The 21,407-nt window shown below is 74.3% G+C and carries 23 protein-coding genes; 10 read left to right on the top strand and 13 right to left on the bottom strand.

The features are described 5' to 3' along the window. Positions 1-2 precede the first annotated feature (2 nt). From ACQPZ4_RS19250 to ACQPZ4_RS19230, 5 genes are read left to right on the top strand one after another with little or no spacing between them, the layout of a single operon-like run. Complete coding sequence (locus ACQPZ4_RS19250) at positions 3-941, top strand: helix-turn-helix transcriptional regulator (protein ID WP_433062792.1); 939 nt, start codon at positions 3-5, stop codon at positions 939-941. After that, the gene (locus ACQPZ4_RS19245; protein ID WP_433062789.1) at positions 938-3,280 is read left to right on the top strand and encodes a DUF6493 family protein; all 2,343 of its coding nucleotides are present in this window, start codon (positions 938-940) and stop codon (positions 3,278-3,280) included. The genes ACQPZ4_RS19250 and ACQPZ4_RS19245 overlap by 4 nt, the downstream gene beginning before the upstream one ends. 14 nt (positions 3,281-3,294) lie before the next feature. Beyond that, positions 3,295-3,978, top strand: coding sequence for an ABC transporter ATP-binding protein (locus tag ACQPZ4_RS19240; RefSeq protein ID WP_433062787.1), 684 nt, complete (start codon positions 3,295-3,297; stop codon positions 3,976-3,978). Next, complete coding sequence (locus ACQPZ4_RS19235) at positions 3,975-6,422, top strand: hypothetical protein (RefSeq protein WP_433062784.1); 2,448 nt, start codon at positions 3,975-3,977, stop codon at positions 6,420-6,422. Before ACQPZ4_RS19240 ends, ACQPZ4_RS19235 begins: the two co-directional genes overlap by 4 nt. 25 nt (positions 6,423-6,447) lie before the next feature. Then, on the top strand, positions 6,448-6,786 hold the full coding sequence (locus ACQPZ4_RS19230; protein WP_433062781.1) for an Imm51 family immunity protein: 339 nt from the start codon (positions 6,448-6,450) through the stop codon (positions 6,784-6,786). 1 nt (position 6,787) lies between these two features. On the opposite strand, the gene ACQPZ4_RS19225 is transcribed toward ACQPZ4_RS19230, so the two are convergent. Further along, on the bottom strand, positions 6,788-7,354 hold the full coding sequence (locus tag ACQPZ4_RS19225; RefSeq protein ID WP_433062778.1) for a TetR family transcriptional regulator: 567 nt from the start codon (positions 7,352-7,354) through the stop codon (positions 6,788-6,790). 97 nt (positions 7,355-7,451) lie between these two features. Between ACQPZ4_RS19225 and ACQPZ4_RS19220 the strand changes: the two genes are divergently transcribed. After that, entirely contained in the window at positions 7,452-7,997 is a 546-nt protein-coding gene (locus ACQPZ4_RS19220; protein WP_433062775.1) for a cysteine hydrolase family protein, read from the top strand. A gap of 52 nt (positions 7,998-8,049) precedes the next feature. On the opposite strand, the gene ACQPZ4_RS19215 is transcribed toward ACQPZ4_RS19220, so the two are convergent. Continuing rightward, entirely contained in the window at positions 8,050-10,470 is a 2,421-nt protein-coding gene (locus ACQPZ4_RS19215) for a phosphoenolpyruvate synthase (protein ID WP_433062772.1), read from the bottom strand. Between the two features lie 183 nt (positions 10,471-10,653). On the opposite strand from ACQPZ4_RS19215, the gene ACQPZ4_RS19210 reads away from it, so the two are divergent. Together ACQPZ4_RS19210 and ACQPZ4_RS19205 are read left to right on the top strand one after the other, a co-directional pair. Then, positions 10,654-11,493, top strand: coding sequence for a hypothetical protein (locus tag ACQPZ4_RS19210; protein ID WP_433062769.1), 840 nt, complete (start codon positions 10,654-10,656; stop codon positions 11,491-11,493). Next, the gene (locus tag ACQPZ4_RS19205; protein ID WP_433062766.1) at positions 11,490-14,384 is read left to right on the top strand and encodes a phosphatidylglycerol lysyltransferase domain-containing protein; all 2,895 of its coding nucleotides are present in this window, start codon (positions 11,490-11,492) and stop codon (positions 14,382-14,384) included. Before ACQPZ4_RS19210 ends, ACQPZ4_RS19205 begins: the two co-directional genes overlap by 4 nt. Here the strand turns inward: ACQPZ4_RS19205 and ACQPZ4_RS19200 are convergent. The 11 genes from ACQPZ4_RS19200 to ACQPZ4_RS19150 are packed head-to-tail and all read right to left on the bottom strand — an operon-like array spanning position 14,326 to position 19,184. Beyond that, entirely contained in the window at positions 14,326-14,619 is a 294-nt protein-coding gene (locus ACQPZ4_RS19200) for a gas vesicle protein K (protein WP_433062763.1), read from the bottom strand. The genes ACQPZ4_RS19205 and ACQPZ4_RS19200 overlap by 59 nt on opposite strands. Then, on the bottom strand, positions 14,616-14,777 hold the full coding sequence (locus tag ACQPZ4_RS19195) for a gas vesicle protein (RefSeq protein ID WP_433062760.1): 162 nt from the start codon (positions 14,775-14,777) through the stop codon (positions 14,616-14,618). Before ACQPZ4_RS19195 ends, ACQPZ4_RS19200 begins: the two co-directional genes overlap by 4 nt. After that, on the bottom strand, positions 14,774-15,472 hold the full coding sequence (locus tag ACQPZ4_RS19190; RefSeq protein WP_433062757.1) for a GvpL/GvpF family gas vesicle protein: 699 nt from the start codon (positions 15,470-15,472) through the stop codon (positions 14,774-14,776). The genes ACQPZ4_RS19195 and ACQPZ4_RS19190 overlap by 4 nt, the downstream gene beginning before the upstream one ends. Continuing rightward, positions 15,465-15,764: a gas vesicle protein GvpJ gene (gvpJ, locus tag ACQPZ4_RS19185; RefSeq protein ID WP_433062754.1), complete on the bottom strand. Its 300-nt coding sequence runs from the start codon at positions 15,762-15,764 to the stop codon at positions 15,465-15,467. The genes ACQPZ4_RS19190 and gvpJ (ACQPZ4_RS19185) overlap by 8 nt, the downstream gene beginning before the upstream one ends. Further along, entirely contained in the window at positions 15,754-16,047 is a 294-nt protein-coding gene (gene gvpO, locus ACQPZ4_RS19180; protein WP_433062752.1) for a gas vesicle protein GvpO, read from the bottom strand. The genes gvpJ (ACQPZ4_RS19185) and gvpO overlap by 11 nt, the downstream gene beginning before the upstream one ends. A gap of 10 nt (positions 16,048-16,057) precedes the next feature. After that, the gene (locus ACQPZ4_RS19175; RefSeq protein WP_433062749.1) at positions 16,058-16,288 is read right to left on the bottom strand and encodes a gas vesicle protein GvpG; all 231 of its coding nucleotides are present in this window, start codon (positions 16,286-16,288) and stop codon (positions 16,058-16,060) included. Further along, positions 16,276-17,043 carry a GvpL/GvpF family gas vesicle protein gene (locus tag ACQPZ4_RS19170; RefSeq protein ID WP_433062746.1) on the bottom strand — a complete coding sequence of 256 codons (768 nt, stop codon included), beginning with the start codon at positions 17,041-17,043 and terminating at the stop codon, positions 16,276-16,278. The genes ACQPZ4_RS19175 and ACQPZ4_RS19170 overlap by 13 nt, the downstream gene beginning before the upstream one ends. Before the next feature lies 1 nt (position 17,044). Then, complete coding sequence (gene gvpJ / locus ACQPZ4_RS19165) at positions 17,045-17,428, bottom strand: gas vesicle protein GvpJ (RefSeq protein ID WP_433062743.1); 384 nt, start codon at positions 17,426-17,428, stop codon at positions 17,045-17,047. Continuing rightward, positions 17,425-18,321 carry an SRPBCC family protein gene (locus ACQPZ4_RS19160; RefSeq protein ID WP_433062740.1) on the bottom strand — a complete coding sequence of 299 codons (897 nt, stop codon included), beginning with the start codon at positions 18,319-18,321 and terminating at the stop codon, positions 17,425-17,427. The genes gvpJ (ACQPZ4_RS19165) and ACQPZ4_RS19160 overlap by 4 nt, the downstream gene beginning before the upstream one ends. 6 nt (positions 18,322-18,327) lie before the next feature. After that, positions 18,328-18,804 (bottom strand): hypothetical protein, encoded by a 477-nt coding sequence (locus ACQPZ4_RS19155; protein WP_433062737.1) that lies wholly within the window; start codon positions 18,802-18,804, stop codon positions 18,328-18,330. A gap of 56 nt (positions 18,805-18,860) precedes the next feature. After that, a complete protein-coding gene (locus ACQPZ4_RS19150) occupies positions 18,861-19,184 on the bottom strand; it encodes a winged helix-turn-helix transcriptional regulator (RefSeq protein ID WP_433062735.1) in 324 nt (107 codons plus the stop codon). Between the two features lie 65 nt (positions 19,185-19,249). Between ACQPZ4_RS19150 and ACQPZ4_RS19145 the strand changes: the two genes are divergently transcribed. Then, positions 19,250-20,098: an LLM class flavin-dependent oxidoreductase gene (locus tag ACQPZ4_RS19145; protein WP_433062732.1), complete on the top strand. Its 849-nt coding sequence runs from the start codon at positions 19,250-19,252 to the stop codon at positions 20,096-20,098. Beyond that, complete coding sequence (locus ACQPZ4_RS19140; RefSeq protein ID WP_433062729.1) at positions 20,095-21,357, top strand: FAD-binding oxidoreductase; 1,263 nt, start codon at positions 20,095-20,097, stop codon at positions 21,355-21,357. Before ACQPZ4_RS19145 ends, ACQPZ4_RS19140 begins: the two co-directional genes overlap by 4 nt. Positions 21,358-21,407 lie beyond the last annotated feature (50 nt).

The following is a 21,407-nucleotide window of genomic DNA, read 5'->3' as shown; positions in this document are numbered from 1 at the left end:
CCGTGACCGCCGAACGGGTGTTGCGCCTTCTCGCCCTGTTGCAGCGCCGGGCCTCGTGGACGGCGGCCGAGCTGGCGGCGGAGCTCGGGGTGACCGACCGGTCGGTGCGGCGGGACGTCGAGCGGCTGCGCGCGCTCGGGTACCCGGTCCGCGCGACCGGCGGGGTCGGCGGCGGGTATCAGCTCGGCGCGGGCACCCGCCTGCCGCCGCTGCTGCTCGACGACGAGGAGGCGATCGCGACCGCGGTCTCGCTGCGGCTGGCCTCCGCCGGCACGGTGGCGGGGGCGGGCGAGGCGGCGCTGCGGGCCCTGGCGAAGCTCGACCAGGTGATGCCGCCGCGGCTGCGGGCCGAGGTGCGAGCCGTGCACGGGGCCACCGACACGCTGCTCGGGCCGGGCGTGGAGATCGACGCCGACGTGCTCGTGACCCTCGCCCGGGCGTGCCGCGACGAGGTGCGCGTGCGCTTTCGCCACGCCGGCTCCGACGCGGAACGCACGGTCGAACCGGTCCGGCTCGTCACGACCGGGCGGCGGTGGTACCTCATGGGCTGGGACCTGGACCGCGACGACTGGCGCACGTTCCGCCTCGACCGCATGCGCGACGTGCACGCGACCGAGTGGCGGTTCCGGGCGCGCGAGCATCCCGATCCGGCTGCGTTCGTGCAGCGGGCGGTGACCGAGTCGCCGTACCGCCACGTCGCCCGTGTTCGGTTGCGCGCACCGGCCGACCGGGTCCGGGAGCTGGTGCCGCCGCAGGTCGGGCGGGTCGAGGAGGACGGCGACGGGTGGTGCGTGCTCGTGTCGGGGGCGGATCGGCTGGACACTATCGCGGTACACGTGGCGCGGCTGGGCTTCGAAACCCGCATCCTCGAACCGCCCGAACTGCGCGAGGCGGCCAGGGACCTCGCCGCGCGGCTCACCGCCATGACGAGCGCACCATGACGCGAACGCTGGACCTTGCCGAGCTGTTGGCCGCGCCCGACGACGCCGTGGTCCCGGCACTGTGCGACCTCGACGGCCCGGCCCGGGCCGATCTCCAGCGGCAGGTCGAGGCCGCCTTCACCGCCGACATCGCGTTCCGGATTCGCCGGGAGGGCAACGGCCCGGAGCTGACCGGCCGCGACCGCAAGCGGCTCAAGCTGTGCCTGGTCGCGGTCGAGCCGCCAACCGATCGCCTCCCCCGCGACGACGACGAGATCCGCGTGGCCACCGCCCGCGGCCGGCGGTTCCTGCAGGCCTCCGCCGAGCACGCGGTGCGGATGATGGCCGGGGCGGGGTACCGGGGCTGGGCCTGGGTCGCCGTCCGCGAGCTGGAGCGGCGCGGCCTGGTGGACCTGCCGCCCGACGACGACTACGCGCTCGCCGCCGTCGGCGCGTTCGTCGACGCCGCCCGCTGGTCCGACGGGTACACCGGGCCGCACCCGCACGCGACCGCCCGTACCGCCGACCGGCTGCTCGCCGACCCCGACCTGTTCGACAGGGTCTTCTGGCGCCTGTTCGAGGCCGACCGCGACCGCGCCGCGAGCCTGACCAGCACCGACCGCGACCCGGGCTGGCCGGGCAGCACCTGGCACGAGGCGGTCCTCGACCTGATCGCCGCCGGCCGGGCCGACCGCTCGCGGGTGCTCGACGCCACCCTGGCCGCCCTGGCCCGCGCGACGTCGGGCTACCGCGCCGGCTGGTTCGTCGGCCTGCACCGAGCGCTGGCCCCGTCTGCGGCCGAGATCGCGGCCCGGCAGCCGGCCTACGACCTGCTGCTGCGCTCCGAGATCGGCCCGGTCGCGATGCTCGGCCTGGACGCTGTGCAGAAAGCGCGGTTCGCCGCGCCCAATCTCGCCGCGGCGGTGCACGCCCCGGGCAAGGCGGTGGCCCTCAAGGCCCTGAAGCTCGGCGGCGCCCCGCTCGCGCCCGCCGCCCTCGACCACCCGAACGCCGACGTGCGCGCGGCGGCGGCGAAACTGCTCGGCCGGACCGTGTCGACGAGCACCGCACAGCCGATCGAGCGCGCATTCGTGCAAACCGCCGCGTTGGTACCGCTCGTGCCGATCACCGACCCCGCCGAGCTCGCCGAGGCCGCCGCGATCCTGGTCGAGCACCCCGAGGACGCCGAGCTGGCCGAGCGCGTGCTGTGCGCATGTGCGCGTCTGGGCGCGAATCCCGAGCGCATGGCCGGGGTCGCCAGACGCGCAACCCGCCGCGCGGCCGCGGATCCCGTCGCGGCCGAGGCGCTCTCGGTGATCGGCCAGGTTCTCGCCGCCTCGGCCGGGCAGCGCCGGTTCCGCGACGCGAAGGTCCCCTTCAAGGCCGGCCTCCTCGCCGCCCGCGCCCGCGAGATCGCCGACGCGCTGCTGGCGGGCACCCCCTTCACCCCGCTGGCCGAACCGACCCACGCCGGGGGCTGGATCGACCCGCGCGAGCTCGTCCGCCGCCTGTCCACTGTGGACCCCCACCCGGCCGACGCGGTGGCGGCGCTGCTGCGGCTGGGCCCCGACCCGGCCTCGTTCGGCCCGGCGCTCGCCGCCGACGTACCCGGCCCGTTCGGCGCGGCCCTGCGGCACGCCCTCGGCGGCCCCGCCCCGGCCGAGCACGACAGCCCGTACGCGATCGCGGCCGCCCAGCAGCGGCCCACCCTGGAGCCGCGCCTGTTGCTGGACGGCACCATCGGCTTCAAGGCGATCGGCTCCTGGCCGCCCGCCGACCCCGGCCCGCTGCTGCCCACCGTCGCGCTGGGCACCATCGACGACAACCGCGACCAGTACCTCTACCCGGTCTGGGGCCCCTGGCTCGCCACCACCTGGCCGGCCAACCTCGACCTGCCCGCCGCACTCGCGCTGCTCCAATGGCCGGACGGCACCTTCGGCGGCTTCACCGCACAGTCGGCGCACGCCCCGCTGCCGCCGGTCGCCCGGCTCCTGATGGCGGCCATGCTCGGCGCGCCCCGCCTCACCGACCGCGTCGCCGGCACCGACGCCGTCCTCGACCTCATCCCGCACCGGCTCGCCCCGGCCGACCTGGGCGCGGCGATGGCGTGGCTGGCTCCCGCAGTACCGCTCCAGCGCTGGTCCGAGTCCCTCCGCACGCTGCCATCGGTGGACGTCGCCGCGATCCTGGCGGCGCTGCTGCCCACCCTCGACCGCTCCCGGGCGGGCCTGTTCACCCTCGTGGAACTCCTCGCCGACACGGCCGTCCCGGTCCCGGACGGCGACCTGCGCGACTGGCTGGCCTCCTTCACCGGAACGAGCAAGGCCGCGCGAGCCGCCCGCGCCGCCGCGAGGACGTGACTGACAATGGCGGGATGGACGCGCCGCTGCTTGACGTCGCCGGAGTCAGCCGCCGGTTCGTGTTGCCGGCGGAGACGATCTGGGCGGTGCGCGAGGCGAGTCTGACGGCGTACCCGGGCGAGTTCATCGCCGTGTTCGGCGCCAGCGGATCCGGCATGTCCACCCTGCTCAACCTCATCGCCGGGCTGGACGCCCCGGATGAGGGCCGCATCCTCGTCGGGCCGGTCGAGGTCGGCCGGCTCGACGAGGCCGGGCGGGCGCGGCTGCGCCTGGCCACGGTCGGGGTCGTGTTCCAGGATCACAACCTGATCGAGGAGTTCACCGCGCTGGAGAACGTCGCGCTGCCGCTCGAGGTGCTCGGCACGCCCCGGGCCGAGGCCGCGCGCCTGGCCGAGGTGGAGCTGCGGCGGGTCGGGCTCGCCGGGATGGGGTCCCGGACGGCCGATCAGTTCTCGGGCGGTCAGCGGCAGCGCATCGGCATCGCGCGGGCGCTGGTCGGCGACCGTCGCATCCTGCTGGCCGACGAGCCGACCGGGGCCCTCGACTCGAAGAACTCCCGCGCGCTGTTCGAACTGCTGCGAGCGCTGTGCGATCAGGGCGCGCTGGTCGTGGTCTGCTCGCACGACCTCATGACGCACGAGTTCGCCGACCGGGTCTTCGAAATGGTCGACGGACGGCTCGTGGCGGCCGGTCGATGATGTGGGTGCTCGCCGTCCGCTTCGGGCGCAGCCGGACGCTCGCGTGGACCAACCTGATCGTCGCCGTGACGGCGGCCGTGCTCATCGCCATGTACGTCGCCATGCAGGCGTTCACGCTCTCCGGGGCGCAGGTCGCCGACCGGGATCTCGGCCGGCGGAGCAACCTGTTGGATCTGAGCGGCGCCGGCTCCCTCAAGGCGGGCGAGACCGGGCTTGCCGACACGGCCTACTGGGCGGCGGCCGGGGCCGGGGCGGCCGATCCCGGGCTCGCGATCACCTCGCTGGACGTCAAGCTCGACACCGCCCGGCCGCCGCTGACGCTGTTCTACGAGACGGACTGGTCCGCCGATCCGTTTCCCGGCCGCTACATCCTGACGCACGGCCGGTGGCCGAACCGGCCGGGCGAGGTGGTGCTGACCCGGCGGGCGGTCGCCGCGGTCGGTGACGTCACGTCGTTGCCGGTGATGTCCGGCAACGAGCGGTTGCAGGTGGTCGGGGTGGCCACGGACCGGTACGACTCGCTGGCGCGCATCCTCGCCGCGCCCGGGACCTGGGCCGCGTTCAAGCCCACGACCGCCGAGCGGTTCACGACCCTGCGGGCCACCGCCACGCTGACCTGGGACGGCGACACCGACGGCGTCCTGGCCGCGGTGCGCACCGCGCTGGGCGGCGACGACCTCGCCGTGGCGCTCGGCCAGGGCCTCCGCACCCGCGCGAACGAGATGGCCCAGGCTCGCCGGTCGTGGGTCGAGCGCATCCCGATCGCGTACACGATCCCGTCGCTGGCCCTGCCCGTGCTCGCCGTCCTGACCGTGTTCGGGCTGAACCGCCGGCGGTTCCGGCGCAACCTGCGCGTCCTCACGTCGGTCGGGGTCGGGCGCGGCGCGGCGTCGGCGGCGATGACCGTCGCCACGACCAGCTGGGCGCTGGCCGGCACGGCCGCCGGCGGGGTCGTGGGCGTCGGGCCGGGCGCGGCCGTGCGCCCGCTCTGCGACCTCGTCCTGGCCGGGCCGATCTCGCCGATGGCGGATCCGGCCGTACCGTTGCTGCGTCTGCTCCTGGTGGCTGCCCTCGGCTGCCTGCTCGGCGGCCTGGTCCTCGCCACCACCACGGTCCGCGCCGAACGCGCCGCACCCAGGGCCGCGCGCGGCGGACGCCTCCTGACGACGGCCCGCCGCTGGGCCGCGCTGCTCGCCGGCCTGGCCGCCGTCGGCCAGATCGTCACGCTGGACACGGTGCCGAAGGCGATGATCTTCGCCGGCACCGCCGGGCTGGCCCTGCTGCTCATCACGCCGGAACTCGTGCACCTGGCGCTGCGACTCGTGCCCACGCGTGACCCGCGGGCCCGGCTCGGCGTCCGGCAACTGGCGCACGACCGCGATCGAGCCGTCGCGGGCATCGCCGTGCTGACCGCCGCGCTCGGCGCACCGCTGTGCATGCTGACGCTGCTCGCCACGCTCATCACGAGCGCCGAGGCCGACATCGTCCCGGAGGCGCCGCCCCATCAGGTCGTGCTCTCGGCCGCGGGTGGGCGGTTCCATCCGCCGTCCCCGGCCGTCGTGTCCGCGGTCACCGCGCGCGTCGCCTTCGACCGGCCGCCGATTCAGCTGGGGTACCTCTACACCGACACGGCCGTCGTCACGGTGCAGGGCGGCTCGCGGCTCGGCACCGTGCTCGTCGTGGACAGCCCCGACGCGGTGGCCCGGCTGAACGGCGGGGCACTGTCCCCGGCCCAGGCGGCGTTGCTGCGCGACGGCGGCATCCTGACCTGGGAGGGCGCGGCGACCGGCGAACGCGCGCTCATCGTCCACGATCCGCGCACCGACGCGGTCACGGCGACGACCCGTCCGCTGCCGGCCGGCCGGATCGCCTTCGAGCCCTCGTGGACCCGGTCGACCAGCGGCGTGCTCCTGACGTCGACGGCGCAGGGCCTCGGCCTGGACGTCAGGCGCGGTGGCCTGGTGTACACCGGGGCGACCGACCAGCAGGCGCACGCGGCCCGGCAGGCGGTCATCGACGCGGGCCTCGACCCGTACGAGATCACCATCTACGAGCCGCCGCAGCCGGTCGCGGTGCCGCCCGCCTACTACAGCGCCGCGCTCGGCTTGGCCCTCGTCGTCCTGCTCACCACGATGACGGTGGCGCGCGCACAGGTGCACACCCTGCGCGGATACGTCGGCCGGCTGATCGCCGTCGGCGTCCCGCCGCGCTGGGTCCGGCAGGTGCTCCTGCTGCAGAGCGCCGTCATCGTGGCCACCGGCACCGTCTTCGCGCTCAACCTGGCCGTGCTGCCCGTCGTGGTGGCCGTCCTGCGCATGCCGGCGCTCACCCTGTCGGTGCCGTGGAGCTGGCTCGGGGTGGTGATCGCCGCCTTCTACGCCGCGACGGGCCTCGCCACGCTGCTGTCGAGCCGCTCGCTGCGCGCCGTGGTTCGCGCCGACTGAGTCCGGCCCGCTCTAGGATGTGCCGGTGACGCCGCTGAAGATTGTTGAGACGCGACCGGGGAACTTCTCGCTGCTGTTGAACGCCGGCTCGGCCCCCGCCGACGTGGTGGTGGACGAGCTCGGGCACGAGCCGAACGGGTACTTCTGGGAGGGCGTGGCCCAGCTGCTCGTCGCCACCGAGGCGCCCGGCCTCGACGGCCGGTTCAAGTACGACCCGGAGGGCAGCATGTTCTGCGCCTACGGCGAGGACCGCCCGGCCCTGGAACAGCTCGGCGCGCTCATGGCCACCGTCGCCAACGACCCCGAACGCATGCGCGCCGTCATCGCCCTCGCCGGGGAGCGCGGCGTCGAGTTCGACGACTGAATCAGTCGACCTCCGGCAGCAGCGCGTCGACGATCGCGGTGAGTGGCGCGCGCAGCTCCTCGGCCGAAGCATCGCGCAACGGCTGCAGGCCCACGGCCGAGCGCACCACGGCGATGCCGACGCCCAGCGCCACCACCATCTGCGCCTCCAGCAGCCGCTCGTCCGCCGGCGCGCCCGTCGCCTGCAGCACCTTGTGGCTGAAGTCGAGCAGCGCCTTGCGCCGCAGGCTGTCCACCTGGGCGTCGCCGGAGACGCGCAGCAGCATGAGCACCGGGTGCTCGTCGAAGTCCGGCCACGCCTCGCGGGAGAGCTGGTGGGCGAGCGCGTCCGCCAGCGCCGTGCGGTCCCGGGCCTCGTCGCCGAACCGGGGCTGGTCCTCCAGGGCGGCCTTGAGCAGCCCCTCCTTCGAGCCGAAGTACCGCTTGATCAGCGCCAGGTTCACGCCGGCGTCGGCGGCGATGTCGCGCAGCGTGGTGCGCTCGTACCCGAGCCGCGTGAACCGTTTCCGCCCGGCCTCGAGCAGCGCCCGCCGGGTGGCGGACGCATCGCGCCGGCGCGGTGTGGTCATGGCCACGGCACCCTCCTCTCCGCTCGCCGCAGGGTCTACGGTGCACAAGTAATCACATGATGACTTGTCCCGCCGCCGCGATCAAGGAGGCCGCCCAGTGCCCACCACCGCCCTGCTCGTCATGGACGTCCAGCGCGCCGTCGTCGCCCGCTACCCGGACCCGGAGTACCTGCCGCGGCTGCGCTCGGCCATCGCGGCCGCACGCGCCGCCACCATGCCGGTCATCTACGTGGTCGTCGGCTTCCGCGCCGGGCGCCCCGAGATCAGCCCGCGCAACCTGATGTTCGGCCGCCTGGCGGGCGCGCCGGTGACGGACGCCGAGACCGCCGCGATGGAGATCCAGCCCGAGGTGGCCCCGGAGCCGGCCGACATCGTGGTGACCAAGCGCCGGGTGAGCGCCTTCGCCGGCAGCGACCTCGACGTGGTGCTGCGCGCCGGGGGCATCGAGCACCTGGTCCTCACCGGCATCGCGACCAGCGGCGTGGTGCTGTCGACGCTGCGCCAGGCGGCCGACCTCGACTTCGGGCTCACCGTCCTGGCCGACGCCTGCCTCGACAACGACACCGAGGTGCACCGCGTCCTGACCGAGAAGATCTTCCCACGCCAGGCCGCGGTGACCACCGTCGCCGACTGGCGGAGGTAAACACAAAAAAGGCGGAGGCGAACACAAAAAGGCGGCGGTAAACACAACAAAATCAGGACAGCAGCTCGACGTACCCCTCCGTGCCGTGCACGCGAATCCGCTCGCCGTCGCGGATCAGGCGGGTCGCGTCGACCACGCCGACGACGGCGGGCAGGCCGTACTCGCGGGCGATCACCGCGCCGTGCGTCATCAGCCCGCCCACCTCCGTCACCAGGCCGGCCGCGGCCACGAACAGCGGGGTCCAGCTCGGGTCGGTGTGCGGCGTGACGAGGATGTCGCCCGGCGCCAGGTCGGCCTGGGTCATGTCCAGGATGACCCGGGCCCGGCCCTCCACGGTCCCGGCCGAGACCGGCAGCCCGGTGAGCGCCCCGGCCGGCACGTCGTCGCGCCGGTACGAGCCGGTGATGGTCTCTCCGTCCGAGGTGAGCACCCGCGGCGAGCGCAGCGCCTCGAACGCCCGGAACTCCTCGCGGCGCCGCCGGACCAGCTCGTCGTCGACCCGGCCGGTGCGCACCACGTCGTACAGCTCGTCGAACTCCAGGAAGAAGATGTCCTCCGGCTCGGGCAGCCCGAGGCCCAGCAGCGCCTGCTTGTAGAGGAAGTAGCGGCTGATCATCCCGTACTTCGGGTACTCGCGGTACCCGATGAAGGTCCGCACCAGGTCGATCCTCCGCTTGGTCTCCCCGGCCTTGGCCGCACCGTCCGCGAGCGCCCGCAGCCGCTCCAGCAGCACGCGCTCCCATTCGAGCGCTTCGAGGCGGCCCTGCTCGAAGCGGCGCCGGCTCTCCCCCGGGGCGAAGTTGCGCACGTTGCCGAGGATGAGCGGCACGAGCATCGACGGCTGTTCGCGCCACCGCGGGCGGGTGATGTCGATCTCGCCGATGCAGCGCATGCCGTACCGGTCGAGCCAGCCCTCGATCGCGTCGCGCGCCTGCGCGCCGCCGGGCACCGTCGGCAACTCGTCAAGCGGACCGGAAGACTCGAGGAAGGCCACCACCGCCGGGTGCGGGCGGATCGCGTCGGCCACGTCGAGCAGGTCCAGGCCCATCTCCGAGGTGATGTTGTGCGGTACCGACTGCGTGAGCACGTCCGCCGCGTTCTTCTCCCCCAGCCAGGTCTCCAGCCGCTCGTTCAGCCACCACGTCGCCTCCATGGCCGACATGAACACCTGGTGGCTGCGCCGGTCGAACAGCAGCCGCCGCAGCTCCTGCAGGTCGGCCCGGATGAAGTCGAGCAGCGCCTCCCCCGACTTGGTGCGGATCTCGCGCGCCGCGGCGGCGACGGAGGCCTCGTTCGCCGCGATGAGCTCGGCGACGACGGCCGGGTCGGGCTCGATCGGGTCCGGCGTGCCTCCGGCGATGGGCGGCGGCGGGACCTCGGCCGGTACCGTCGCAATGAACTCCCGGTCGAGCACGCTCCGCAGCGCGTCGCCGGTGAGCGGGTCGCCCTTGCCGATGAGGTCCACGAGCGCGGCCCGGCTCGCCGGATCGGCCACCCGCGCGGTGACGTCGACGAACAGCCGCCCGCCGGCGACGGCCATCGGGGCGGGCGTCGTCAACTGCCAGAAGGAGATGCCGAGCGGCCGCATCGCCTCGGTCATCATCTGCTGGTGGCCGACCGAGAGGTACACGTGATTGCCGGAATCGCCGCGCGCCGGCACGGGGAACAGCGTGGTGATCGGCCGGCTCTGCACGATGTGGAAGCCCGAACCGTCCAGGCACCACTCGATGTCCTGCGGCCGGCCGAAGTGCGCCTCGATCCGCCGCCCGAGCCGCTCCAGCGCGACCACCTGCTCGTCGGTCAGCGCCGGACGCCCGCCCGCGACGGACCTGGCGACGATCGCCCCGTCGCGCACCTGGAACGTGTCGGGGGTGACCCGGCCGGACACGAGGTCCTCGCCGAGGCCGAGCACGGCGTCCACATTGGTCACCCGGCGGTTGCCGGTCACGGGGTCGGCGGTGAACATGACGCCGGCCGACTGCGCGTCGACCATCCGCTGCACGACCACCCCCATGTGTACCGCCCGATCGTCGATCCCCTGCTGCCGCCGGTACGCCACCGCCCTGTCTGTGAACAGCGAGGCCCAGCAGCGCCGGACGTGCTCGAGCACGGCGTCCGGACCGGTCACGTTCAGGTAGGAGTCCTGCTGGCCGGCGAACGAGGCCGTCGGCAGGTCCTCGGCCGTCGCGCTGGACCGCACGGCGTAGGCCGCCTCGGGGTCAAGGGCCGCGGTGATCGCCGCCGCGACCTCCTCCGGAATCGGCGTAGCCTCGATGGCCCGGCGAATCTCGGCGCCGGACGACAGACCACCGGCGTCCAGAAGGCGGAACGCGTCCGTCGTCACGCAGAACCCGTCCGGCACGCGGATGCCCTCGATCCGCCGCAGCTCCCCCAGATTCGCACCCTTGCCCCCGACGCTCGCGCCCCGCGAACCGTCGACCGCATCCAGCCCCACCACGTACTGCACGCTCACCGCAACACCTCCGAGCCGACGATTCTGCAGCGCGACCCGGGTCTTGCCGCAAGCCCCCCAGCCTGCTATATGTTAAAAGTGGCAGGGAGCGATGACTCCTTGCTTTTTTCATATCCCCAACCAACGTGTACGGCTCGGCCGCCGGGGTAGACACCGACGCTCGGGACGGCGCGGAGGTGCGGGATGGCGGTAGGCCGGTTGGCGGCCCTCGGATGCGCGGCCCTCGCCGCGGTGCTCTACGGCCTGAGCTCCCTGCTGCAGGCGACCGGGGCCAAGCGGGCCGCGAGCCTCATGCGGGTCGTGCGCCAGCCGTGGTACGTCGCCGGCGTCGCACTGGACCTGCTCGCCTGGCTGCTGTCCGTCGTGGCGCTGCGCTCCCTGCCCGTGTACCAGGTGCAGGCGGTCCTGGCCGCCTCGCTCGCGGTGACCGTCGTCGCCGCCCGGTTCTTCCTCGGGGTCCGGCTGCGCCGGGTCGACGGGGTGGCGGTCGCCGCGATCGTCGCCGCGCTGGTCGTGCTCGCGATCAGCTCGGGGCCGCTGCCGCCGGTGCACGCCTCCGTCGCCCTGCGCGCCGGCCTGCTGGCGGCCGCCGCCGTTGTCGCGGCCCTCGGCTACGCCATGGCCCGATCGGGCCGGGCCGCGGCCTGTGCGGCAGTGGCCGGGCTGGGGTTCGGCGGTGCCGCGCTGGCCGTCCAGGCCGTCGCGGTGCCGCCCAGTCCGGTCCGGCCGAAATGGCTCCTCGCCCTCGCCACCGACCCGGCCGTGTGGGCCCTCGCGGTGTTCGCGGTGGCCGGAGCCCTGCTCTACGCGCGCTCCCTCGAGGCGGGCGACCCGTCCCGGGTGACCGCGGTGCTGTGGGTCGTCGAGGTCGTCGCGCCCTCCGCGGTCGGCGTGGCGCTGTTCGGCGAGACGGTCCGGGCCGGGTGGGAGCCCGCCGCAGTGCTGGCCCTGCTCGCCGCCGTCGCGGCCGCCGCCGTCCTCGCCAAGAACTCCGCGCACCGGGTCCTGGAGGCGGCCCGATGAGCGAGGGCGTGCCCGACCGGATGATCGTGAAAGTCAAGGCGGACGCGACGGTACTGGTCTGCAGCGACCTGCACCTCGGGCCGCACGCCACGGAGGCGAGCGCGCTGCTGGAGCGGGATCTCGTCGCGCGCCTGGAGCGCTGGTCCGGCCCCGGCGCCCTGGTGTTCAACGGGGACACGTTCGAACTGTGGGGCGAGCCGGGCAGTACCGTCGCCGAGGCCCTTGACGCCCATCCCCGTTTGGCCGCCGCGGTCGGGCACTTCGCGGCCGAGCCGGGCCGGGACGTCGTCGTGGTCGTCGGCAACCACGACGCCCCGATCGCCTGGGACGGCGTCTCCGCCGACGTGCTCACCGCCCGGCTCGGCGCCTGGTGCGCCCTCGCCGCCGACCTCGTCATGGCCACGCCGGCCGGGGACCGGGTGGTGCGGGTCGAGCACGGGCACGCGTTCGACCCGGCGAACCGGTTCACCGACCCCCGCGACCCGCTGGACTCCCCGCTCGGCCAGCACATCGTGCAGGAGGTGCTGCCCGAGGCCCGGCGCACGCCGCTGCTCGCCGACATCGGCGGGCTGGCCGACCCGAACGCGATCGGGCGGTACATCGCGTCGCGGCTGGTGTACCGCCGGCTCGGCAGGCACGTGTGGTGGCTGGGGCTGCCGATCCTGCTCACGGTGCTGCTGCCGCAGATCGAGCGGTGGACCACGCTGATCGGGCTGGGGCTGCTCGCCCAGGCGCTGCTGCTGTTCGCGCTGGCGGTGCTGACCTCGCGGACGGTGTACTCGGCGATGGCGGGCAGCCGGTTCGGGCCGCGCGGCAGCAGCCTCAACGCGATCCCCAAGGCGGCGGCGGCCGCGCTGTGCGGCGACGGTACCGTGGCCGGGCTCATCACCGGGCACACCCATCAGCCCGAGGTGGCCGCGGTCGAGGGCGGCTTCTACGCCAACACCGGGTCCGGCACCCGCCAGGTCGAGCAGCGCCGCGCCCACTGGTTCCTGCCGCCGGTCTTCGACGCCGTGCTGCGCCGCTGCTGGGTCGAGCTCGACGTCGACCGGGACGTGCGGGTGCGGCTCGTCGTCGCCGAGTCGCCGGCCGGGGACGCCACCTGGCTCGAACGCGTCGCGATGCGCCGGGTGCCGGCCCTCCCGGCCGTCCCCGAGGTGGTCGCGACCGTGCCCGGCTGCACGGCCTGGCCGCTGCACCAGGACCTGCTCGCGGCCCGGCGCCGGGCGGCGCGGGTGCGGGCGGTCGCGGCCGGGCTCGTCGCCGCGGTCGCGGTGCTCGGCATCGCCTCGGCCGTCACCGTCCCGCTGCGGGGCCGGCTCGCCGCGCTGCTCGACGTGCTGCCGGTCGCCGCGCCGCAGGCCGCCGGGACCGCGGTCGTGTTCGTCAGCGCCGCGCTGCTGCTCGTCGCCTGGGGCCTGCACCGCGGCCGCCGGCTCGCCTGGGTCGTCGCGGTCTGCCTGCTGGCCGGCAGCGCCCTGCTGCACCTGCTCAAGGGCCTCGACGTCGAGGAGGCGGTGGTCGCCCTGGCCGTGGCCGGCTGGCTGGCCAAGCAGCGCGGCGCGTTCCCGGCCCGGCCCGACCACCACCAGGCGCGCCGGGCCGCGTTCGTGCTCGGCATCGGCGCGGTGCTGACCGTCGGGCTGAGCACCGCCCTCGTCGCCGGCACCGGGGTCCGCGGCCGCCGCGGGCACAACGCGGAGACGATCGCCGAGATGCTCGCCGGGCGCGGCGGGCCGCTGCCGAACACCTCGCCGCTCATCGCGCCGATGCTCTTCGCGACCGGGCTGAGCGTGCTGCTGCTCGGCGGCTGGCTGCTGCTGCGCCCGCGGCTGGGCCGCCGCCCGACCGCGGCCGACCACCGCGCCGACCTCGAGCGGGCCCGGCGGATCGTGGCCGAGCACGGCGGCGACACCCTCGGGTACTTCGCGTTGCGCGCCGACAAGGAGTGGTACTTCACCGGCGACTGCGTGGTCGCCTACGACGTGCGCGACGGCGTCTGCCTCGTCTCCCCCGACCCGATCGGCCCGCCGGAGCAGCACGCCGAGGCCTGGGCCCAGTTCGTCGCGTTCGCCGACGGGGAGGGCTGGCCGGTCACGGTGGTCGGCGCGACCGAGTCGTGGCTGCCGATCTACCGCACGGCCGGGACGCACCCGGTGTACCTCGGCGACGAGGCGATCGTCGACTGCTCCGCGTTCACGCTGGACGGGCGGGCGATGAAGTCACTGCGCGGGGCGTACAACCGGGTACGCAAGGCGGGCTACACCGTCCGCTTCCACGACCCGGCCGCGCTGCCCGCCACGCTGGTCGCCGAGCTGCTGGACCTGGCCACGCAGAGCCGCCAGGGCGGGGAGGAGCGGGGCTTCTCGATGACGCTGTCCCGGCTGTTCGAGCCGGCCGACACCGGGCTGCTGCTGTCCGTGGCCTACGGGCCGGACGGGCGGCCAGCGGGTTTCGTCCAGTGGATTCCGGCCGCCGACATCGCCGGCTGGTCGCTGGACGTGATGCGGCGCAGCACCGCCGAGGACGTGCCGAACGGGCTGACCGACTTCGTCATCATCGAGACGATCCTGCACCTGCAGGCCCGGGGCGACTGGGGGCTGGGGCTGAACTTCGCGGTGCTGCGCGGGGTGCTCGCGGGCGAGCGGGGCAGCGGGCGGCTCAGTGAGGTACAGCAGCGAATCCTGCGGCGGGTGGGCGGGCGGACCCAGATGGAGACGCTGTGGCACTTCAACGACAAGTACCAGCCGCTGTGGCGGCCCCGCTACGTCGTGCTCGACACCCTGGCCAGCGCGCCGCTGCAGGGCCTCGCGGTCGCCGCGGCCGAGGGGGTCACGCCCGCTCGTCCGGGCCGGGAAGCAGCGGCCCGAGTGGGCCCAGGTCCAGATTGAGGTCCGCCGGTTCGAGGCCGAAGTGCTCGCGCAGCTCGGTCATCCGCTCCTCCAGGGCCATCAGGGTGGCCCCGATCTCCTCGACCTGCTCGTCGCTGAGCCCGCCGGCGTCGATGCGGCGCAGGGCCTGGCGCTCCATGAGCTGGCGCAGCAGCTCCACGACGGTCAGCACGAGGCTCGCGAAGCCCCGCTCGACCGAGTCGCGGTCGACCTCGATGCGCTGGGGCGGGGTCATCGCGGGACCACCGTGCTCGCGGAGGCGAGGAGTGCGCGCAGCGAGATGTACACCAGGTCGACGCCCGCGATGGAGATGGTGAGCTCGCCCGACACCACGACGCCGGTCGCCAGGACGCGGTCCAGGAGGTCGACCAAAGCGACGGGCTGGTTGTTCATGACGCGGTGAACGAGTAGGGCGGCCAGGGTCCGGTGAGTTCGAGGCGCAGGTCCTCGTGGCGGGCGGCCTGTTCGGTGACCAGCCCTGCGAAGTCCTCGGCGGCGGCCCGGTCGACCAGGTAGGCGGCGTTGAGCAGCATCGGCTCCGGGCGCCCGGTCAGGCGGCGGGCCTCGGCCGCGTTCCCGGCGAGCGCCTTGTCGGCCGCCTCGGCGCTGTCGTACGCGCGCTTGCGCCGGTCGTCCTGGGCCCGGCGCCGGTTCAGGTACGCCGTGCCGGGCCGGTCGGTGTCCACAGTGGCGGGTTCGCCGGATGCCGCCTGTGCGTACATCTTGACGCCCCACTCCGCGCGGCCGTCCACCCGGTCCAGCACGGCGTCGAGGTCGGCCCGGCGCTCGCGGAGCATGGCGCGCACGCCGTCGTCGTCGCGGTACACGGTGGCGAGCTGGGCCGGGACCACCGCGTGCCGCTCGGCGAGGGCGGCCACGACGGCGTGGTGGGCGCGGGCGGTGCGGTCCAGCCACTCCAGGTTCTCCAGGTTCGTGCGCAGCGCCTCCTCGTCGAGCTCGACCGGGCTGACGACGGCGGCGAGGCCCGCGCCGGCGACCGCGCGCACGGGGGTGCCCGCGATCCCGGCCAGGTCCTGTACCGCGCCGGGGTCGAGGCCGCGGGCCACGGCGTGCAGCCACTCACCCATCTGGGCCCTCCTCGATGGCCTTGCGGGACGCGCCGGGCGCGAGCGGCTCGCGGGCCTTCGAGGTCAGCCACGGGTCGTGCTCCCACCAGTCGATGCCCATCTGCCGGGCGGTGTCGACCGAGGCGACGACGAGGCGCAGCTTGAGGGTGAGCAGCTCGATGTCGAGCAGGCTGACCCGGATGTCGCCGACGATGACGATGCCCTTGTCCAGCACCCGTTCCAGGATGTCGCCGAGGTTCGCCGGCTCATGGCCCGTGGTGAGCACCTGGTGCGACGACGGCTCAGGGCGCATCGCCGTTTCCCTTTCCGCGTTGGTACTGCTTGATCCTGCGCAACCCGGCCAGATCCCCGTCGGGCGTGAGGTCGGCCCGGTACACGGCGAGCATGTCGCCCGACGACGGGATGCGCCGGTCCTCGACCACCTCGACCTCGACCTGCCAGCCGCCGTCGTCGCAGGCCTCCAGCGCGGTGATGCCGGAGGCCGACTTGCCGGTCAGCTGCCCGATCTCCCGCAGCGCCGTGCGGGCCACCTCCGCCGTGCCGAGCGGCTCCATCTCTTCGTAGTCATCGCGCACGGTTCGGCTCCTACTCCGCCGGCCGGATCAACCGGCTCAGCAGCTCACGCTGGCGCTCGTCGGCCGTCGCGGCGTCGATCCGCCCGGCCGCCCGCGCCTCGTCGACCTCCTGCAGTTCGTGCCGGATCACCGTCGGGTCGTACAGCTCGCGGTCGACCTCGTCGCGGAGCAGCCCGCCGACCCACACGACCGCGCGGACCGGGGCCAGCGGGGCGGTCAGCAGCGCGGTCACGAGTCCCATGTCCGGGCCTCCGGGCGCAGATCGGCGACGAACTCATAGGGAGCCAACGGACCCAGCAGCCGTACCTCCAGCTGCCCGGCCCGCCGCTCCGCCAGCACGGCGACGGCCCGCTCCAGGTCGTGCTCGCGGGCCAGGTCGGCCAGGATCGCCACGTCGGCCGCGCCGTACTCGCCGGGCGGCTCGCGGGTGACGACCCCGGTGGCCAGGGGCGCGACGGCGTCGGCGACGGACCGGGTGTCGGCCTGGCGGCGTTCGTCCAGCGCCGCCTGCACCAGCCGGCCGAGCGCGATCCGCTCGTCGCGGGCCGCCTCGGTGGGCCGGTCCCGGATGGCCGCGCGCAGCTGGTCGATGCGCGGGTCGGCCGCGAGCACGTCGCGCAGGACGGCGTCGGGGACGTAGCGGGCGCTGATCACGTACTGCGCCTTGCCCTCCAGTCCCGCCAGCGCCGTGAGGAACTCGTCGTGGTGCGTGGCGAGCAGTTCGTCGACGACCGCGGTCCGGTTGGCGAGGACGGCGCCGAATCGCACCGGCAGGACGGGTACGACCGCTGCGGTTTCGTCCAGCAGCGCCTCGTGGGCCAGCAGGTCCTCGGGTGTCCCCAGTGGACGGTCCAGGTCCAGCTCGCTGATGAGCGCGGCGAGCTCGCCGTGGCGGACCGCCGTGACCGTGGCGCCGCCGATGCCGCGGGCCTGCGGGTCGGTCTCGATGCCGGCCGGGACGATGCCGTAGACGTAGACGGCCGAGTCGGCGGGCATGTCAGTCCCCCTCCCGGCGCCGCCGCGGCACCCGCTCCGGTTCCGCTGCCGGCTCTTCCGCCGGATCGATGATGTCCTTCACCTTGTCGCCGGCCGCCTCCAGCACGCCCTTGGTCTTGTGCTTGGCCCCGCCCTCCTGCATGTCCTGCACGAGCTCGGGCAGGCCGGCCTTCTCCTGGGCGATGTCCAGGCGGTTGACGGCCTCGGCGAACTTCAGGTACGTGTCCACGCTGGCCACCACGATCCGCGCGTCGACGGTGAGCAGCTCGATGCCGACGAGCGACACCCGCACGTACGCGTCGATCACGAGCCCCTTGTCGAGAATGGTGTCGACGACCTCGGCCAGCGACGTCGAGGTCGGACGATCGACGACTCCGCTGCTCATGACCGGCTCCTTCGGTGATGGCGATGGTGGCCGTTGTGGGCACTGCCGTTGTGGCCGTTACCGCTCTGCCCGTTGCCGTTGTGTGCGGCCTGTTCCTCACGCATGGCGGTCTCGTGGTCCTTCACCACCTCGCCGTCGTGGATCTCGCCGCGCCAGCCCTCGACGCCGTCCGGGTCGAGAATGGACTGGGTCATCACGTGCCGCCGGTAGTGCTTGAACTCCAGCCGGGCGCGGCGGCCCTGGGCCCGCCACAGGTTGCCGGTGCGCTCGAAGAGGCCCTGCGGGTGGTACTCCATCGCCAGCATGACCCGGGTCAGCCGCGGCCCGATCTCGTGGAAGGTGACCGACCCGTCCACGTGGCCCTTGGCGCCCTTGGAGCGCCAGACCACGTTGTAGTCCGGGATCTGCTGGACGATGGTCGCCTCCCACGTGCGGTGCGACCAGAACACCTGCGCCTTCCAGTTGGTCTTCTCGTCGGACTCCTGCTCGACGCTCTCGACCTTCTTCATGAAGCTCGGGAAGTCCGCGAACTGCGTCCACGTGTTGTACGCGACCCGCACCGGCACGCCGACGTCCAGCTGCTCCTCGATGTTGGTGAGCTTGAGTTTCTTCGGCTTCGATCCCCCGCCGCCGAAGACGCCCTTCACCTTCTCTTTGAGCCCGGCCCAGCCGCTGGACAGCGCCGCCCGCATGGGCGACCTGCCCTCGGCGAGCTTCTCGGCCCCGGCGGCGGCCGCCTTCATCTTGGTGCTGCCGCTCTCGCCCGCGTACTCGGTCAGCCGGTCGGTCAGCGAGCCCACCCGCTTGCCGGCCGCGTCGACCGCGCGCCGCCCGGCAACCGCGGCGAGGTCCCCCAGCAGCCCGGACATCTGGCCGCTCGCTTGCTTCGCCATGGCTCGCTACTCCTCCCGGCGGCGACGCACCGGAGCCCGGCGGCGCCTGGGCGGCGGACCGGCGGTGACGAGTTCGTCGTCCTCTTCTTCGTCCTCGTCGTCGTACTCGTCCCGCGGCTCCGGCTCCCGCCGCTCCGGCTCCCGCCGCTGCCGCTGCTCCTGCTGCTGCGGCGCCCGCGCTTCCTCGGGCTCCTCCTGGCCCCGGCCGCGCAGGCGGTCGCTCACGGACCCCACCCGGTTCGACACGGCGGCCATCGCGGCGTCCTTGGTCGCGGCGAGCAGCGGGGCGCCCATCTCGCCGAGCTTGCCCAGCTCCGGCGTCGACTTGAGCGCGCGCAACCCGTGATCCAGCGCGGACCCCGGCCGGCTGAGCCGCCCGCTCGCGGCGGCCGCGCCCAGCAGCAGGCCCCAGCGCAGTTTGCGTTGCCGCCCGAGCAGGTAGCCGATGCCCGCAGCCAGAACGACCTGTGTCTTGCAGTTCATGGTTTCTCCCTCGGCTCGTGTGAGGGCTTCCAGATCAACTCGGCTACCCGGGCCCCTCACCGCGAAACAGTTGTCCGCCGGTAACTCCACTCGATGAGGGGTTGCAGGACGGACAACAGCTGTTCTCCCTCCCCGGTGAGCGCGTAGCGGATCTGCACGGGCGTGCTCGGAATGACCGTGCGCGCCACGAGGCCCTCCTGCTCCAGCTCTTTGAGCCGCAGGGCGAGCAGCCGGTCGGAGATGCCCTCGATGGCCGCCCGGTACTCGCCGAAGCGCCGCGCGCCCCGGTGCGCGGCCAGCAGCACGGCCGCGGTCCACCGCCGCCCGACGAGTTCCAGCGCGTCGGCGAAGACGCGGCAGCTCGGTTCGTCGATACTCACTTACCATAGGTTAGTAACTCACCAGCAGTTTGGCCACGGTACTTCGCGGTCGCATCGTGGAGCGCATGACCGACTACGGACACCCGATCACCTTCGGGCTGAGCCTGGACCCGGCGGCCGATCGGCTGCCGGAGACCCGCCGCCTCGCCCGGGCCGCCCAGGCCCACGGCCTCGAGTACCTCGCGGTGCAGGACCACCCCTACCAGCCCGGCCACCTCGACGCCTGGACGCTCATCAGCCACCTCGCGGCGCAGACCGAGACCGTCACGTTCCTCACCGACGTCGCCGACCTGCAGCTGCGGCCGCCCGCGATGCTCGCCAAGGCGGCGGCGTCGCTGTCGGTGCTCACCGGCGGGCGGTTGACCCTCGGCGTCGGCGGCGGGGCCAGCACGGACGCGATCGCGGCGATGGGCGGGGCGCGGCGATCGCGTGGGGACATGGTGACGTACACCGCGGAGGCCCTGCAGATCATGCGCGCCGCGCTGGCCGGGCGGGGCGTCCGGCTGGCGTCGGGGCAGCATGCGATCGAGGGGTACGACGGCGGCCCCCTGCCACCGCGGCCCGTCCCGCTGTGGCTGGGCAGCCAGGGCCCGCGCATGCTGGCGGTGACCGGGGCGCTGAGCGACGGCTGGATCTCGCCGCTGAACATCTACGTGCCGCCCGCCGAGGTGCCCGCCAAGCAACGGGCCATCGACGAGGCCGCCCTCGCCGCGGGCCGGCAACCGCGCGACGTGCGGCGCGTCTACAACGTCATCGGGCCGCTCGCCGACGCCGCGCACCTCACCGAGTGGGCCCTGGAGCTCGGCTTCGACACGTTCGTGTTCTGGCCGACCGACGCGCCGCAGCGGCAGCTGGACCGGTTCGCGGCCGAGGTCGTCCCGGCCGTGCGCGCGGCCGTGGAGGCCGGACGATGATCGTCGGACCGGGCGACCGGCGGTACTCCGCGCTGCGCTCGACGTACACGAAACGCGGGACGCCGGCCGGAATCGCGCTGCCCCGCACCGCCACCGAGGTCGCCGGCGCGCTCGCCCACGCCCGCGAGCACGGCCTGGCGGTCGCGGTCCGCAGCGGCGGGCACGGCCTGGCGGGCACCTCCACGAACGACGGCGGCCTGGTCGTCGACCTGTCCGCCATGGACGAGGTCACCGTGCTGGACCGCGACGCCGGGCTCGTGCGGGTCGGCGCCGGCGCGCGCTGGGCCGACGTGGCCGCGGTGCTGGGCCGGCACGGCCTGGCGATCAGCGCCGGCGACCACGGCAACGTCGGCGTCGGCGGGCTCGTCACCGGCGGCGGCATCGGCTGGCTGGTGCGCTCGTACGGCCTTACGATCGACCACGTCCGGGCGGCCGACGTCGTGCTCGCCGACGGCCGCCTGGCCCGGGCCGACGCCGAGCACGACCCGGAGCTGCTGTGGACGGTGCGCGGCGCGGGCGCCGGGGCCGGGATCGTCACCGCGTTCGAGATCACCGCGGCCCGCGTGCGCGACGTCGGCATGGGCCAGTTCGTGTTCGCGGCCGACCGGGACGGCGGCGTGCTGCGCCGCTGGGCGTCCACTGTGGAGGGTGCGCCGCGCGAGCTCAGCACCGCGGTCACCGTGTTCCGCGCCGGCGGGTCGGCGGTCGTGCAGGTGACGGCCGTGGTCGCGGACGGCAACGCCGGGCGGGTGCGGAAGATCCTGCAGCCGATGCGCGAGCTCGGGCCGCTGCTGGACAGCCGGGTCGACGTGGTGCCCTATCCGGCGCTGGTGTCCCCGGCGCACAAGCACCCGAACGTCGGCCAGCAGCCGGTGACGCTCACCAACGGCCTGTTCACCCGGCTGCCGGCCGAGGCGGTCATGGGGCTCGTCCACTCCGGACGGTCGCTGGTGCAGCTGCGCTCGGTCGGCGGCGCGGTCAACGACGTGGCGGCCGATGCGACGGCCTACGCGCACCGGCACCAGAACGTGCTCGTGCTCGCCTCGGTGTTCCCGCCCGAGGGCCGCGCGGCGCTGGAGTCGCAGTGGCGGGGCCTGGCCGGGAGCGCCGACGGGGCGTACGTGAACTTCGAGAGCGCCCGGGACCGCTCGGCCTTCGCGCGCGCCTATCCCGGCCGGACCGGCGCGCGGGTGGCGGCGGCGTGGGACCGGTACGACCCCGGGGGCCTGCTCCGGCCCGGGACTTTCGGCCCGGGCTGATCGGGCGGTCCGGCACAGGTGCGCGGCGCCGCGAGGGGCCACGATGAATG

Origin of the sequence: Dactylosporangium sp. CS-033363 (genome assembly GCF_050942475.1) — a bacterium.
Taxonomy (GTDB): Bacteria; Actinomycetota; Actinomycetes; order Mycobacteriales; family Micromonosporaceae; genus Dactylosporangium.
This window is presented reverse-complemented; position numbering and strand designations above follow the sequence as displayed.